At 39.1% G+C, this 16,054-nt stretch carries 15 protein-coding genes; 11 read left to right on the forward strand and 4 right to left on the reverse strand.

What is annotated here, in order from left to right; all coding sequences use genetic code 11:
* Nucleotides 1-103 precede the first annotated feature (103 nt).
* The 5 genes from CLV99_RS02895 (at nt 104) to CLV99_RS02915 (ending at nt 5,976) form a co-directional block, all read left to right on the forward strand.
* On the forward strand, nt 104-2,524 hold the full coding sequence (locus CLV99_RS02895) for an outer membrane beta-barrel family protein (RefSeq protein WP_133582984.1): 2,421 nt from the start codon (nt 104-106) through the stop codon (nt 2,522-2,524).
* A 142-nt stretch (nt 2,525-2,666) separates the two neighbouring features.
* On the forward strand, nt 2,667-3,266 hold the full coding sequence (locus tag CLV99_RS02900) for a hypothetical protein (protein WP_246032684.1): 600 nt from the start codon (nt 2,667-2,669) through the stop codon (nt 3,264-3,266).
* Nucleotides 3,267-3,500: 234 nt separating this feature from the next.
* Complete coding sequence (locus CLV99_RS02905; protein ID WP_133582985.1) at nt 3,501-4,664, forward strand: DUF6138 family protein; 1,164 nt, start codon at nt 3,501-3,503, stop codon at nt 4,662-4,664.
* 45 nt (nt 4,665-4,709) lie between these two features.
* Nucleotides 4,710-5,513 (forward strand): carbon-nitrogen hydrolase family protein, encoded by an 804-nt coding sequence (locus CLV99_RS02910; RefSeq protein ID WP_133582986.1) that lies wholly within the window; start codon nt 4,710-4,712, stop codon nt 5,511-5,513.
* Between the two features lie 238 nt (nt 5,514-5,751).
* Complete coding sequence (locus tag CLV99_RS02915) at nt 5,752-5,976, forward strand: CDGSH iron-sulfur domain-containing protein (protein ID WP_133582987.1); 225 nt, start codon at nt 5,752-5,754, stop codon at nt 5,974-5,976.
* A 105-nt stretch (nt 5,977-6,081) separates the two neighbouring features.
* On the opposite strand, the gene CLV99_RS02920 is transcribed toward CLV99_RS02915, so the two are convergent.
* The gene (locus CLV99_RS02920) at nt 6,082-6,660 is read right to left on the reverse strand and encodes a YdeI/OmpD-associated family protein (protein ID WP_133582988.1); all 579 of its coding nucleotides are present in this window, start codon (nt 6,658-6,660) and stop codon (nt 6,082-6,084) included.
* Nucleotides 6,661-6,942: 282 nt separating this feature from the next.
* On the opposite strand from CLV99_RS02920, the gene CLV99_RS02925 reads away from it, so the two are divergent.
* From CLV99_RS02925 to CLV99_RS02940, 4 genes are all read left to right on the forward strand, one after another.
* On the forward strand, nt 6,943-7,641 hold the full coding sequence (locus CLV99_RS02925; protein ID WP_133582989.1) for a hypothetical protein: 699 nt from the start codon (nt 6,943-6,945) through the stop codon (nt 7,639-7,641).
* A gap of 158 nt (nt 7,642-7,799) precedes the next feature.
* On the forward strand, nt 7,800-8,633 hold the full coding sequence (locus CLV99_RS02930; protein WP_133582990.1) for a DKNYY domain-containing protein: 834 nt from the start codon (nt 7,800-7,802) through the stop codon (nt 8,631-8,633).
* A gap of 37 nt (nt 8,634-8,670) precedes the next feature.
* Nucleotides 8,671-9,516 carry a leucine-rich repeat domain-containing protein gene (locus CLV99_RS02935; protein WP_133582991.1) on the forward strand — a complete coding sequence of 282 codons (846 nt, stop codon included), beginning with the start codon at nt 8,671-8,673 and terminating at the stop codon, nt 9,514-9,516.
* Nucleotides 9,517-9,565: 49 nt separating this feature from the next.
* Nucleotides 9,566-10,096 (forward strand): SecDF P1 head subdomain-containing protein, encoded by a 531-nt coding sequence (locus tag CLV99_RS02940; protein WP_133582992.1) that lies wholly within the window; start codon nt 9,566-9,568, stop codon nt 10,094-10,096.
* Nucleotides 10,097-10,420: 324 nt separating this feature from the next.
* On the opposite strand, the gene CLV99_RS02945 is transcribed toward CLV99_RS02940, so the two are convergent.
* Nucleotides 10,421-11,053, reverse strand: a complete 633-nt coding sequence (locus CLV99_RS02945; RefSeq protein WP_133582993.1) for a gluconate 2-dehydrogenase subunit 3 family protein — start codon at nt 11,051-11,053, stop codon at nt 10,421-10,423.
* A 4-nt stretch (nt 11,054-11,057) separates the two neighbouring features.
* Nucleotides 11,058-12,794, reverse strand: a complete 1,737-nt coding sequence (locus tag CLV99_RS02950) for a GMC oxidoreductase (RefSeq protein WP_133582994.1) — start codon at nt 12,792-12,794, stop codon at nt 11,058-11,060.
* Nucleotides 12,795-13,459: 665 nt separating this feature from the next.
* Here CLV99_RS02950 and CLV99_RS02955 point away from each other — a divergent pair.
* Both CLV99_RS02955 and nudK read left to right on the forward strand, forming a co-directional pair.
* The gene (locus tag CLV99_RS02955) at nt 13,460-14,122 is read left to right on the forward strand and encodes a DedA family protein (RefSeq protein ID WP_133582995.1); all 663 of its coding nucleotides are present in this window, start codon (nt 13,460-13,462) and stop codon (nt 14,120-14,122) included.
* Nucleotides 14,123-14,191: 69 nt separating this feature from the next.
* A complete protein-coding gene (nudK, locus tag CLV99_RS02960) occupies nt 14,192-14,770 on the forward strand; it encodes a GDP-mannose pyrophosphatase NudK (RefSeq protein WP_133582996.1) in 579 nt (192 codons plus the stop codon).
* 140 nt (nt 14,771-14,910) lie between these two features.
* Here the strand turns inward: nudK and CLV99_RS02965 are convergent, their stop codons facing one another.
* A complete protein-coding gene (locus CLV99_RS02965; protein ID WP_133582997.1) occupies nt 14,911-15,930 on the reverse strand; it encodes a PDDEXK nuclease domain-containing protein in 1,020 nt (339 codons plus the stop codon).
* Between the last annotated feature and the right edge of the window lie 124 nt (nt 15,931-16,054).

A 16,054-nucleotide genomic window follows, 5' to 3' on the forward strand; every position in this document is an offset into this window, starting at 1 on the left:
ATTGTTTTGTGTAACCGAATTGTAGGTTCTGTTGTCCAATAGTCAGAAAGATCTCAGAAGAATATGAGCATTGATCGGATATTACAGATATATAAGCAAATAGATGGATACTAGTAAAATTAAACTGACTGGACTTTTGATAAACATTTACCTCTTGTTGTTTTGTGGGGGGACTTTTTGTCAAGAAAAGGTCGAGAATAGGATAGAAGAAAGGAATAGTACGACTATTGTCGGCTGTACGATTGATTCTTCACAGCGGCCAGTGGCCTATAGTACGGTCAGACTATACCGCTCAGGTAGACTACTTGGGACAGTTGTAGGTGACCACTTTGGTGCGTTTATTCTCACTATATCAGAGATTCAGGAAACCGATTCCTTAAAAATATCCAAAGTAGGATACAGAACCCGGCAGGTGAGCATAAACGAGGAAATCGATGATGATCTTTTTAAAGTTGTCATGGTGCCCGAAGATAATATTATGGAAGCGGTAGAAGTTATAGGTCAGAGAAGTCCCTATCAACGTTTGGCCGATAGAACGGTGGTACATGTCGAAGGAAGCATACTTGAAAGCGGTCTTTCCACTTTGGACTTACTACAACGTTCACCAGGCCTTTGGGTGGACCACAATGGAGGTATTAAGATCCGGGGTAATCAAGGAGTGCTAGTTATGATCAATGATATCGTTCAGCGTATGTCATCCGACGAACTAGCCGAATATCTACGGATGTTGCCATCTGAAAGTATTAAGAAAATTGAAATCATTCCCAATCCAGGTGCAGAATACGAGGCACAAGGGAGTGGAGGTATTGTTCGGATACAGCTCAAAAGAGGAGTAAACGATGGTGTAAAGGTGCAGTTATTGGGGCGTTACAAACAGCAGGTACACGATCCCTACATTAATGGAGGTACGTTGTACGAGTATAAGAACCGAAAATTTTTCCTGTCAGGTGCTATTGCCTATAAGCTTGACAAACAGCGATATTCCAGTAATCATCAGATATCATATCCAGATTTATCAGCATATAAGTCTGATACCAAAAGGTTTCGTGATATCAAGGGGTATAACGCCCGCATTACCAGTAGCTACGATATTAGTGATCGGCAATCTGTCGCATTGCAATCAACCTGGGCACTTTCACGTTCTGATCAGACATTTTATACCTACAACACACATTTTCTCAAACAAGATACGCTCAACAAGATCAGCTATAACCACTGGCTTAATAAACCCTTTATGCTCAACACCACTTTAAATTATAGCCTTGTTTTAGATACATTAGCGTCTACTTTAAAATTTAGTGCAGATCACCTCTTTAGCGACAATAAAGAGTCGAATGAATATCGTATCATATCGCAAGGAGCCCCCGACGTTCGGCAATACCATAATCAATCACCCAATCGGACAAATATTTATAGTGTACAGGGAGATCTTAATATCAATCATAAGGCTAATACCAGTTACTCATTCGGCGCTAAATTTGTGGGCACAAGTAGAGACAATATCGTAATAAGAACTGACAATATTGATGAGCAATGGGTAGAAAACCCATCATATAGCAGTCGGTTTAGTTATTGGGAAAACATTGTTATGGGGTACTTCACCTTTAGCAATAAGTTTGACCGATTGTCTATCAAAGGCGGACTACGTGCTGAGCAGACCTTCGTTCGTGGATTATCACACACGAGCTCTCAAGAAGTAAGACGAGATTATCTCAACCTTTTTCCTTCAGCTTTCTTTTTATATGAAATTGGAAATAGATCAAGCTCATTACACTTCAACTATGCCAAGCGTTTGCGTCGTCCATCTTTCAAAGATCTTAATCCCTATACCTTACAGATTGATGATTTCATCCTCATTCAGGGTAATGAAAATCTTATTCCAGAATATGTACATCGCTTAGAAGCAGGTATCTCTTTCAAAAATGGTATCAATGTGGATTTATTTTATTCCAATACACAAAATAAGATCGTCCAGTTTTCCGAAAGTATCGGAAATCAGATGATAAAACATAAAAGCATAAATTTCAAGAGCGGTACGGATTATGGGATCAATACATTTATACCAGTCAAGATCAGTCGATTATGGAATATTCAAAATAATATATCTTATTATCATTCAGCGTTTAGCTACCAAGAGATTGAACGGTCTCAAGCGGTATTTGAAGCAGGAATATCTAATTTTTTAAAAATACCAAAGTGGTTTGATTCAAATATTAATCTAAGTTATCGTTCGGCCTATTATATAGGTAATACGAAATATGCAGACCAGCTTTACAGCAGTCTGATGATCTCTCGGGCTGTATTAGGGGGCAAAGGTAAGTTATCATTTGTTATTGATGATATTTTTGATACTGCGCGGGAGCGCGAATACACCGATTATCAAGGTACTGTTATTAATTTTTATCAGAAACGCCCTACCCGGATATTCGGATTGAGTATCTCGTATACAATACAGAAGGGTAAAAGTTTTAAGGAAAAGAAAGTATCCCAGTCTAATCAGGACGAAGCAAATAGGATAAATTAGACGCTAAGATTGAATTTTATACAGTGAAGTATTTCATGTTTTTAACTTTTTAATTATACATTTAGCGTCAGCTAGAATACGGAGACTTCTTTGTAAAGCTATTTCGTGTTAGTTGTAAGCGTTAATATAATATCGAGCATAAATGAAGAAAGGTAAATACCTCATTATAGGAATATTGATACTTGTAGTAGTAATGGCAGTTGGATTTTTTATATTTCTTGGTGCACTAAGTGGTATGGGCAATCCTACAGGAGGACGGGGGCCGGATTACCCTTATTTTATCACGACCGAACCTACAAGTGTTAAAAATATTATCGTGCCGAAAGGAACAAAACTGACCTACGAAGAGCAGTTCTTCAAGGAGGGCCAGCAAGATAGAATAATGAACGAAAAAGAGCTTATCTATATAGAACTGCCAGAAGGTCAGACGATAGATTGGGGCGGTGTTCCGGTATATATGTTTGTCAAGTTTTTTAATCCTGAAATGCTTGGGTTCTCTGTATATGCAGATTTTGACAAGTTAAGCGACGACAAAAAAACGAAGTTTTCAGAGCTCTGGCAAAGTTGCCAGAGTGACTTAGGTGTTCTAGTGGAAAATACAAATGACTGGACCTTTAGTACCCCAAATATTGTTGATATTACCAGTTGTGGGGTGAATTATCAGCGCTATTTCAAGGAGGATAGGAGACAACAACAGTTTTTAGATTCATTATATAGAGAGTTCAAAGAAATCAAATTTTAGTTGTCCCAACTTTTATTGTAGAATTTCTAAATGCTTTGCAAAAAGTAGAGCAGAAAGAGGTAGGGCACATTCTGCTTCATCAAGTGCGCTTTTGGGTGGCATAGGTCAAGTCATCCTAGCTTGCCAATGGCCTTTGTTTTAATATAGGATACCCACAATTTGCATAGATTATCTTATTATTGTAGTAGCTCTATTTCGGTATTACTTAGAGACACTACTAGTATTAGAAAAACTATGGCAAACGATAGAAAATATTTGATTTTTGAAGATGTAAAGAATGATTCCTCTTTACGTAATATATTTGACGAGTGCGTAGGGGATATTTTAGAAGATAAAGCGAGACTATCAAAAACGCGAAATCAGTCTGGATATCCATCCTATGAATGCTTTAGGATTCAAGGCCGCGAAATATTAGTTAATGCTGCGTTTGAGTATTATTTATTTAAAATAGGCGGTGCCGATTTTGATTACGATATAGCGGTTTTATTCACTGAAAAAATGCGCAAGCTTTGTGGCTGGAGCTGGGATGTAGACGTCACCCTGCGCTATTGGGTAGAGCGTACCGTTCGGAATCCGTTTTTCGAGGAGATCAAAAACGACGAAGGTTATCGTGAGTGGAAGCTCAAGGCCGGCGAACCCAGCTGGGAGCTACCAGAAAGCTATTTAAGATTTGCATGCTATATCGCAGTCTGTAATGTAAAATATAAAGGGGGCGATGGGCAGTATCAAGCTGGGGAAATATTTAAGATCGTTACTGCTCTCGGTAGTAAGTTGCCCGCGGATTTAAAGAAGAATGGTTCAGGAGATCTGCCGCTAGGAGTGAGGCAATATAAAAACGACATTGTAACCTGTACAGCCAATGATGTATTTGCTACGATCAGGATCAGCGTAAAGGAAGAGAGTGAAGAAGCCTATCGACAGGTACTAGATTTTCTATACCAACTGTTATCCTTTGGTTTTCCCGCTTCCTACTCAGTCAAATTCAGTAGTCCCGAAAAAACATGGCTTCCGATCAAATCCCTACCGAAGAAAGGTATTCATCAGCTGTTTGCTAATGCAGTAAAATGGCCAGCTCTATATCCTAAGATCGAAGAGTACGCAAAGTTAGCGATGAAAGAGTTTGAATGGTACAACGATCTAGAAGCGGAGTACTGCGCTATGCCCGGAACCTTTGCCGTATTTGCATTAGGCTTATTAGGCGAAGCCTATCATCCGCTTGTTTGTGATTATCTAAGTACTTGCGATGGAGAGCACCAGAGTGTGCAAGGTGATTTCGTGCTTGCTTACATCGAAAACTACGGCTTTACAGAAAAAGGCCTTGAATTATATAATCTGTGCGACCAGAATATCCAACACTTACCTAAAAAACTGAGTACCCTTTATGCAAAGCGAAAATAGGGGACAATAGTTTTCTAGGACTTTACTTATTAGAATAGATGATGTATGAGAGTAGGTTTTTTTCAATATGCAGTTGTTTGGCGCGATAGGGATGCCAATTTATCTTATATCGAGTCGAGAATAAAAGGAGAGAAATTCGATCTATTGGTACTACCCGAGTTGTTTACAAGTGGTTATGCTTATGATGACAGAGAAGAGTTACTTCCTTTTGCAGAAGATTTATCGAGTAGTCCTACAGTAAAGTTCTTGACCGAATTAATGCAGAAGTGTGGAGGTTACATCACAGGAGGTATTCCAGAACTTCATGATGGGAAGCTGTATAACTCGTCGATTCTTGTAGGTTCCGATGGATTAGTGGCTTCATACCGAAAGATCCATGTAACAGACTACGAAAAAAGAGCTTTCACAGCTGGTAGTGAAGTGATTTGGGGACAATGTCAAGAAGCAAAAGTAGGCCTGACCATCTGTTTCGATGCTTGGTTTGCCCCACTTTCTTCTATACTGAAAGCGCGAGGCGTTGATATTATCTGCAACTCTGCAAATTTTGGAGGCGACGTTACGCCGACAATTATTCCCGTTCGGGCCCTGGAAAACCAGTGCTTCTATATCAATTGCAATCGAGTCGGAACGGAGTTTTTTGAAGGAGAAGAAGAGGCCTATCGTGGCGAAAGTCAGATTGTTAGTCCTGATGGGAAAGTATTAGCTAAAGCCGATAACAAAGAGTCATTGACCTTGATTAATATAGATTTGGCAGAGGTTAATCATCCCGCATTTGGTAGTTTGATTGCCAAAGATTTTGAATCAGAACACCATAAATATAGAGTGGAAATTCAAGCCGAAGGATTATAGTATAATTTATGAATAACTATGCTGGGACTAGGAGTCACTTTTGGCTTTAGAAAAAATTACGATATTTAAACATGAACGATAGAATTGAACTCAACACTGTTCCTTTATTTCCGGCTCTAGACATCAAGCTTATAGAGCTACTTAGATCTCTTAAGAGGAACGCTTCTAAATTAGGGTTGAAATGCTGAATAATGCTACATTTTGATTACTCTTGTAATTAATATTTTCATTAATTACTATGTCAAAAACGAAACTCACTATTAACAATAACGGATCAGTAAAGATCGAAGGCGATTTCGAAATCGTTGATAAAAGCGGGAATGCATATGGACTTCAGGGCAGGACCGTACTTTCTATCTGTCGTTGTGGACTATCCAAAAACAAACCCTTCTGTGACGGTTCCCACAATGGTCACTTTGAACACGAGGCAGTAGCTTTTGATCTCCCTCCCAAAAAAGTATAGACAGCTTTTGTAATCAACAAAGATTACGAGTGAGGTATTAAATCGGACAGTGTCTTATAAAACAACTAATATTTGGCACTGTCAGATTTGCCCTGACCTAGAAACCTATGTTATTTGCTTGGGTATTTGCTGTTTTTGCATACTTTCCACAACTATGTCAATACGTTTTTGTCTAGTTTCTTGTCGTTTAGCAAGAACAATCCAACTTAGTATTATTTTTTTTGTCGACTTACTCAAGCCCAGGAAAAAGTCTTTTGAACCGTTTTCTTTATTAAACGCCATTTCTAAATTATCTGGTATTATCAATTCTTCTACCTCATCCAAAATAGTCCAAGGACCGTTCTGCTTTGCAATTTCAATACTTTCAAAACCCGCTTTGGTCATTTGGTTCTTATCAATGAGCATTTGAACAATCTCTTTATTTATTTTAGACCATATACTCTTAGGCTTACGTTTACTAAAGTATTGGATGAACGAAGAATCGTCTACTTTTTTTGTGGTACTGTCGATCCAGCCAAAACAAAGTGCTTCATCTACAGCTTCCCGCCAACTAACTGAGGGGATATTAGATTGTTTGGTGTAATAAACCAACCATATAGACTGCTTAGATTCATGGTTGGTCTCTAGCCATTTCCTCCAGTCTGCTCTACTTTGTGGATAATATTTTTCTATTTCTTTAGTCATTTTGAGTTCTAACCATCTTTACAAACTTATCACCTCCCAATGACAGCCCTATGGCAAGAATTAAAAATAAATCACAACCTTCATAGATCAGGCCCCGACAAGTATTCTCTTACGTTATGTATTTCTGATTTATGTTTATATTAGCAGCTAGTTTTAGTGAACTATAGATACTAGATGTTTTTTTACGAAGCTTCAATCTACTGTATTTCTTTAAAAAATCAAGTTTAGTACAGCACCGCTAGCAAAACTAAATCTTACAATCTAGTGTTATTAAACTTCGAAATGGAAACTACAAAGAGTATACGGACCATATTTCTAGAAGCCTGTCATGAAATCGCAAACTTACTGGAAGATAAAGACTTCAAAGTTCTACAAAAAGGGCAAACTTTAAAAAAAGTTTCGGCTGGCAAAGATTTGTATTATGAAATCTACTTTCAATCAAGTGACCGAAATTCCAATTGGGATATTACAGTTCTACCACATATAAATATTTATTCAAAAAAACTTAAAGAGTGGCAAATCGAACAGACAGGAAACCAATACAGCCAAGGAGCGGTCTATTCAAATACCTTAGGCCATATTAGTCCTTGCGGTTATAGAAACTGGAATGTTGCCGGAATGAGCGGTACTATCGAAATAAATCGCATTGCCGAACTAATAAATAAATACGCTTTACCCGTTTTTCATTTATTTGACAATATCCAAGACGCTATTGATTTCTTGAGCGTAAATGGAACACGGTTTAATAAATACGTTGAAGATAGTATTATGCCTCTAGATTTTTTGATTTACTATGCAGCTAAAGAAGTAAGTGAGCAATTCTTTAATAACTTCATTAGAAACTGTTCTTACAAAGGGAAAATAATTTCGCTCTACAAGGAGCTAGGAGTCAATAATGATATCAACCTTAACTATTCTGAATTTTATGGAGCAGACAAAGTGAAATTAGCATTTATCAACGAACTCAGAATAACCTTATAAGTTACAATGCAAGGCAGACCGAATACGGAGCTACGGGATAGCATTACCTATAAAAACTCACCTCTATCAGGGATGTTTTTATTCAAAAACTATCGCGACCTTTAGCGAGACGAATAATAGAAGTAAGACAGTATAATAAAACTCGAATAGTATAAAGCATGGAACTAACAACTTATGCTCCTAAACTAATTAACATCGATCTTACGGCTGTTGCCGATTTTGATAAAGCAGCAGTGTTTGTTGATTCTGTTACAAAATCCCGCCTCTCTTATTGGACAGATGGACGTCACATATACTGGCGTACGACGAAACTCAACGCCGTCCCACCATACTTTTTCGTATTCAATACGATTTTTGCAAAGGATGATAAACATTGTTTTATGCAGAATGAAATACTGAACCATGCCGACGTAAACAGTTTTCGGGCACTCAATTATTGTTTTGCAAAAGACCATCAGTTTGCATGGTGTTTGGGGGGCAGATTCCGGCGTTATGACATTGAAACGTTTGAAGTCTGTGATGACGGTTTCAATAAGAATCTGATGTGCACTACGTTTTGTTTTTCAGATGGGAGCACAATGGCTGGCGTGGTTTATATTTCCTCTGGATATGCTAAGGATAGACATCAGGTTTATTGTTATGACCATGTTGGCAAAGTGAAAGTAATGAAAATTGCTGACCCCCAGACCTTCGTTTCCTGCAATAATGGTAAATTTGGCAAGGACAATCGATATGTTTACTATTATCATCATGTGATAAAAAAAGCAGACCCCAGAACCTGGAAATTGTTGGATGCAAAAGAAGGCTATTCCTGTGATTCAAAGCATGCTTTCCGTTTTAAAACTTGTTTTGAGAATGTAGATATTGAAACTTTATCCATTTGCGAGTTCACAGCTAAAGACGGAGAAGTAATAAAACTTTTAAAAGACAAAAATGGATTGTTTGGTTTGGATGGATCACGGATTACAGAAGATGAGGTACAACAAATCTAGTTACTGAACCGAAGAGCCAACGAATAGAAAAATCAACATGTATATAGGAAGTACAGCAAAAGAACGATTAGATCATTTTGTGGTCATCGAAAAGGGAGATACCGCGGTAGCTGTCTTAGCCCTGATGAAAGAGAAGCAGATATTCAATCTTATTCTGGATGGAAAAACCTGTGAAGCGGCAGTTTTCGAACTGCCAGATTTCGGCGAAGTTTTCGAAAAGAGTAATATCGTTTACCTATCCAATTTTACTATTTACAAAAGCTCATTTTTGTATGCTCTGAGAAATGCCGTACGTCTCGAGGTCAAACATTGTACCTACAAAGGCATGGAGCCGATAGATTGGCTGGTTTTTACACGCTTGACAGAGATTTTTACACCTTATTCCAAACGTTTTGTCAACTTGTTTACCCACCCTGTACTAAAGACCATATTTATCGATAAATTTACTGAGGAAGGCTATCAGTTTCCCGAAAACAATGTTTTAGAGGCATTTTCCATAGCTGGAAGTGTTCCCTGTGATTGGGCTACACTTTCCCATTTTACTAAGCTAGAGGCTTTATACCTGTCGGAGATTAAGTCACTGACAAGCATTTCGTGGCTTATTAATTTAAAGGCCCTACAAGAGCTGGATTTAAGTCTTTGCAAGAATGTCGAATTTATCATGGAGGATATTTCGAAAGTCAAAAGGCTTAAATCCCTCCATATATTTCAGAGCGGTGTTATAGAATCATTGCAAAGCTTAGCGGAGCTTACTCACCTACAGGAATTGACTATCGAGAATAAAGGTAAGTTGTTGGATAAGAACAGCTCTTTTCTCAATCAATTTCCAAGTCTAGCGTACAGCATTGAAATCGGGAGTTTTGCCATAGGGAATGATGTTTAGTAATCAATAAAATACTTTCACCGTGACTTCGATAAATAATCTAAATATTATGGATATAAAACTAATTTGTGGCCTTGCACTTGTCTTGATGGGATCTTGCAGTATCTTCAAAAAGCAAAAAGAAGAGTTCCCTCATAAAGCCCATACAACAACAACTGCCACAGATGTTCGAAGTCAGAATAGTGTAAGTAGCACTTCCGGTGGTTTTCAGCCCTTTACCATAGATAGAGTAGATGGTTTTTATGTAGTCATTTCGTTTACCGAACCTTACCCTTATAGCGATGTCGTGCTTGGAGATCATCCATTGGTCAGTAGAGCTGAGATCAAAGAAGCAAAGGCTACTGTAGAACAGTATCAAAATCATCCTATCGTGGACATTGAGTTCTCCAAAGAAGGGGCAGAAAGGTTTGAGAAGCTAACAGAAGAGAATATAGGAAAACCCATCGCTATTGTTGTCGGAGGCAAGGTCGTATCTATGCCTGTTGTACAGGGAATTATTTCAGGAGGGAAAGTTCACATTTCAGGGGGATTCTCCATGGAAGAGGTCGTGAGGATGGCAAAGATATTGAATACGAGATAGAGTCCTTAGTCATAGATGATTCGCTTTAAACACCCTATTTTTTGTTTTAATCTCCGATTGTATATGATGAAGTTACAGATTAGTAATTTTAGTACACGCGAGATAGCTCAATTGACAAAAGATATCATCTCTTAGATAGGTTTAAGACCTGGCAGTGAGAAAAATATCCTTTGTCAAAACTGTAGATTTTGTGGAGTCTAAACCCTACATTTCTTGATTGTCTTTAACTGCTTCTTCCAAAAATTATGTCATTATCATTTTGTTTTTCTTGTTGAGTTCCAGCCTCGATTTATAATGCCCGCAAGGTGCGATTTTACCGAGTCTCTAACCTTCGTCCGTAGCGAAACCATGCGCTTTGAGTACATCCTCTGGGACACCGCTCCAGACACCCGGTCTGTTACCTACGTATCCCAGATCTTCAATACCTATTTTGGATGTATAGAAGCCAGAGGCTGTTAGGTTTCGAAGTGTTTTAAAGAAACTCGTGCCCTGTTCGACTTCAGGCGTGCTACGAGAGGGGAATGCTATCTCATCCAACAGGCTTTTCTGATCAGTTGGTTTACAATTGATGAATATTTGACCATATTTTTTCTGAGCACGGATATCTATCCATTTAAGCCCTCCACGCATGGGCGTTTTATAATCTGGCATATCTTTAACAATAAATTCTATAAAGTCTGGTACTCCCGCTTCCGAAGCACTGCCAGAAAAATCATCCTTGGGTATAATGTAGTCAACAAGACAAGTGATAGTAGCCATTTCGTGAGTCGTAAAAAACTGCTCTTCCAGTAGTTTTTGATTTCGCTCATGTTCAAAATCTTGTACCCCAGGTAACTTCTCAGCAAGCGCCTGATCAACAGTTTTTTTATCTGTTTCAGATTTGCATGATGAAGCAGCTAGAACTCCTGTACCTGCGGCCAATAAACCTAGTGCTTTTAGTGTCTCTCTTCTGTTCATAGGTCTAACTGTTTATTTTTTGTCTTTCTTGCAATATATATTCTGCCGTACGCATGGATAGTGCCAGGATGGTCCATGTCAGGTTTTTATCACCTTGCTGAACAAACGGACCAGCATCGACTACGTATAGATTTTTACAATCATGTGCCTGTCCCCATTTATTGAGTACAGATTTTTTTGGATCATTCCCCATCCGGGTGGTGCCACCTTCGTGAATAATCTTACCAGGAGCTTCTAAGCCATAAAGGGTCTCAGGTCCATGGATTTTTGAGGTTATGACTGCCCCCATCTCATGCATGATGGATTGAAATGTCTCCTGCATGTGTTTTGCTTGTAGGATTTCCTCATTGGCCCACTTGTAATTGAACCGTAGCACGGGAATACCAAATTTGTCTACTTTGTTTGGATCTATTTCACAGTAATTATCCTTTCTTGCTATTGCAGTACCACGACCAGCCATACCTACACTCGCACCATAAAATCTTCGGTACTGTTCTTTTAGACTAGAACCGTACCCCGCTTCACCCATGGGTTTCCCATCTTTTCCCGGGATTTTATCTCCTAGTTCGGCTGTCCCTCCAAAAATACCGAAAGATGGCATGCGCATTCCTCCTCCATACTCAATATGATAGCCACGTGGGAAGTCCAGTTTTTTATTGTCTAGCCACCAAGGTGAATAAATATGGACACTGCCTACACCGTCCTCATTGTATCGTTTTCTGTCAAGAAGTTGAGGTAAGAAGCCGCCAAGACCGGCGCCTGTTGAGTCGTGTAGATAGCGACCTACCAGGCCTGAGCTATTACCTACGCCCGAAGGATGTGCACTGGATTTGGAGTTCAGCATCAGACGTGCGCTTTCGCAAGCGCTGGCACCGAGTATAACCGTTTTAGCCTTAACGCTATACTCTTGAAGGTCTTTTGTATTAACGTAAGAAACACCGATCGCTAGTCCTTCATCATTCGTCAGCACCTCGCGAACCATCGCGTTGTCGATTACTTTGAGATTACCGGTTTTCATGGCAGGGATTACTAAGCAAGACGACGATGAAAAATCGCCATATACTTTGCAGGCACGCCCACATTGACCACAATAGAAACAGGTACCTCTATCCTTAACACCCGGTAAAGCTTCTGTAAGTACTGAACCTCTGCCAGCGATGACAGGTACACCCGCTTTCTGACCTCCTTTACGGATATATAACTCATTAAGACGAGGCTTTGGTGGTTTTAGGAAAATTCCATCAGGCTCGTTGTGAATCCCTTCTACAGTGCCATAGATACCGATCATGCGATCTACGCGGTCATAAAATGGTTTGATCTCATCGTACGTGATAGGCCATGGATCGGTAACTCCGTCTTTAGGCTGAAAGTCATCAGGTCCCATACGTAAGGATATACGTCCCCAATGGTTGGTACGGCCGCCCAGCATTCGTGCTCTGAACCATTCAAACTCAGTGCCATCGACCTTCGTGTAGGGCTCGCCATCAATTTGCCAACCACCGTATGCAGCATCAAAATCTCCAAAAGGACGTGTTGTGCTAGCTCCCCGTCGCGGAGATTCCCAAGGCCAGCGCAGTTGCATAGCATCTTTAGCAGGATCGTAAAATGGGCCGGCTTCCAACATGAGTACTTTCAGGCCGGCATGAGCAAGTATATAGCCAGCCATACCGCCGCCAGCACCAGATCCAACAACTATTGCGTCGTAAACTTCTGGGGATTCAATGATTTGAAATGCAGTCATAATTCGGTTTAAATAAATTAAAAGCTTTGTCTAAGTGGTCTTTGCTGTAAGTTAGCAATAAACATCTACAAATGGAATGAAAAAGTGTCAGTTTATTTTCCCGGAGATGTCGAAGGTGTATATTTTCAAGATAGGTTGAAGTTGCTTTCTTAAGGTTACCTTTTGTTAACGAATGGGATTAACAGTAAACCAGTATCAGTATGTTTATAGCAGCTTTGAAACTATTTATTACACAGTGCCTTATTTTTTGGCTAATTCTGTTCCCGATGTGGTATATATTTATTGATACTGATACAATATATTTGCTGTTATCCCAAATAGCTTTTCTAATATTCGGCTTATTATTTTTTTTAATGGGATATGTCATATTTGGGTTTTGGAAATTGCGCCCCAAACTATTCTCTGTTTTATCAGGTTTTTTACCTTTACTTTTCCCCTTTTTTATGTTCCCTATAAAAATTAGCGATCGACTAATAGTATTTTCCGTGTCTCTAGTGGCGATGCTTTGTATATCTTACTTTTTTCTTTGGTTTAGAGACAAGAGGAAAGAGCCAGCAGAGTGAATTATATTCTTTTTCATTATCTCCATCTTGTTTCAGATTTAGCGATTCTTTGTATCTTCGCACTTGATTATATTCCTGTAATCTTTGCTTGAAACTATTAATATGGATATATTTTTTGAATTTTTAAACAACCTTTCCAATCCGGATTGGATCGTATCGCATGGAGGATTGTATCTTTTGTTGTTTATTGTTTTTGCCGAAACAGGAATTATGATTGGATTCTTACTTCCTGGAGATCCTCTACTTTTTATCGCTGGAATGATTGTCTCCAATATGACACTTTCTCCAGGAGCCGAATTGCCTACACTCTTAAGTTGGATCTTGCTTATCTCACTTTCTGCCGTTTTGGGTAATTTTTTGGGCTATTGGTGCGGTAAGGTTTTTGGCACCCGCATAATGGGAATGAAAGATACCTGGTTTTTCAAAAGGCACTATATTGTTAAAGCCCAGGAGTTCTACGAAAAGCGAGGCGGTGGTGCGATTGTTTTGGCTAGATTTCTTCCGGTCGTGCGTACATTCGCACCCATCGTGGCTGGTATTGTAAAGATGGACTTTAAGAAATTTGTCATTTATAATATCCTCGGTGCGGTTATATGGGCCGGAAGTTTGATGACCTTAGGTTATTTGCTGGGTGAAAATCCGTGGGTACAACGTAATCTAGAGTTCGTTATCTTGGGGATAGTACTCCTTGCAACTGCTCCTGTCATCTTAAAAGCCGTTGTTGGGAGGGGCAAAGTAAAGACTTCGGTTCGTGATGCTGATTAGCCAACAGCCTATCTTTTTTGATTAGCGTTCTTCCTATTTATTTACACTTTAATAAAGCATCATTAGACAATGATAGATAATATAAAGATCTTAGAGACCGAAATTCTGTCCGACAATTGGTACATCCTTAAAAAGATAACCTACGAATATGTTAAAAAGGATGGCAGCAGATCGACCCAGAGCAGAGAATCTTATGACAGAGGTAATGGTGCGACGATTTTACTTTATAACAAATTACAAAAGACAGTCATACTGACCAGGCAATTTCGCTTACCGACATTTGTTAACGGCAATGAGTCAGGTATGTTGATCGAATCTTGTGCAGGCCTGTTGGACAAAGACAATGCAGAAGATTGCATCAGAAGAGAAACCGAAGAAGAGACGGGCTATAAAATTACTGATGTCCAAAAGATTTTTGAAGCCTATATGTCACCGGGTTCAGTCACCGAAATTTTATATTTCTTTATCGCTGAATATTCGAAAGAGATGAAGGTCACCGATGGTGGTGGTCTTGAAGAAGAGGAAGAAAATATTGAAGTGTTAGAACTGGGAATTGAGGAAGCGATGAATATGCTCAAGTCCGGAGAAATAAAAGATGCTAAGACAATTATGCTTCTTCAATACATTAAGCTTAATAATATTTTATAGCCACTTGTTTTCTATCTCTTTTTACCTTTCTCTCAGACCACAGAAGGCTCTGGACCTATAGAATATACGCGCTTCTGTTTTTAATGATTAATAGAGGAGCGAGGATAATGGGATTATCAAAATGCCACGTGCCTAAATCTTTATTCCTCCTCTCCGTAAACTACTCCCTGTTCTCTAAGTACATTTTTCTCTCTTTCTATTTCTGCTTCGAGTTCTTCCTCCGATGGGAGGTAGGGTAGATATTTGCTTGCAAATAATTGCTTATTCTCGTTCAACACTGAATATTTAGCAATAGTGCGATCTGTTTCCGTACACAGTAGTAATCCTATGGTGGGGTTGTCATCTTCTTTTCTTTCCAAATCGTCAAACATGCGGACATACATATCCAATTGACCGATATCCTGGTGTGTAATCTTGTCTGTTTTCAGTTCAATCACGACGAAGCATTTTAAAATATAGTTGTAGAATACCAAGTCAATGAAAAAGTCGGTTGTCTCCGTACGGATATACTTTTGTCGCGCAACAAAAGCAAAACCTTTGCCCAGTTCTAGTAGAAACTGTTGGAGATTATCTATTAGCAATTGTTCAAGTTGCCTCTCTGTGTAGGCACGATTAGTGGGAATGTTCAAGAACTCAAGTACTGTGGGGTTACGTATAAAGTCACGGCTATCAGGTTTTATATCCTTTATGTTTTCAACCATTTCATCAATGACAGGCTGTTTATTTGTTGAGGATACTAAACGTTGATAGTAGAGTGTATTTATATTACGTTCCAGTCGCCGCACACCCCAATTTTGTTCAGCCGCTTCTTTTAGATAATACTTTCGTGCATTAACGTCAATCACTCTTGTAATAGTCCGAATATGAGACCATTCCAATTTGGCACACGCGTGTGCCAAATCTTTCCATTCGGGAAAAGTTAGATAACATTTGCGCATATCCCGCAATGTTCGGGTGCTGAATCCAGTACCTAGACCATTTGATAGATTCTGCAGTACTTCCTTGCCATAAGTAGCTCGATTTTGTCCTTGCTGCTCTTTTTCTACTATGCGTCTTCCTATTTCCCAATAGCATTCTATCATCGTGTAGGAGGTCGCGGCATAGACTTTTTCTCTTGCCTTTTCAAGTAGAATCTTTATTTCTTGAACAAATTCTTTCATGGCTCTTATGTGTTAAAAATTGCTCTTGTTTTTTACTTCTCCCTTTTATTACTTGCTGCTTTAGTTTCCTCTGGGGCTATCGTAATATCTACAACAACTGAATCGAATAGCTTGGGTCTGAATA

Origin of the sequence: Sphingobacterium yanglingense, from assembly GCF_004363245.1 — a bacterium.
GTDB classification, from domain to species: domain Bacteria; phylum Bacteroidota; class Bacteroidia; order Sphingobacteriales; family Sphingobacteriaceae; genus Sphingobacterium; species Sphingobacterium yanglingense.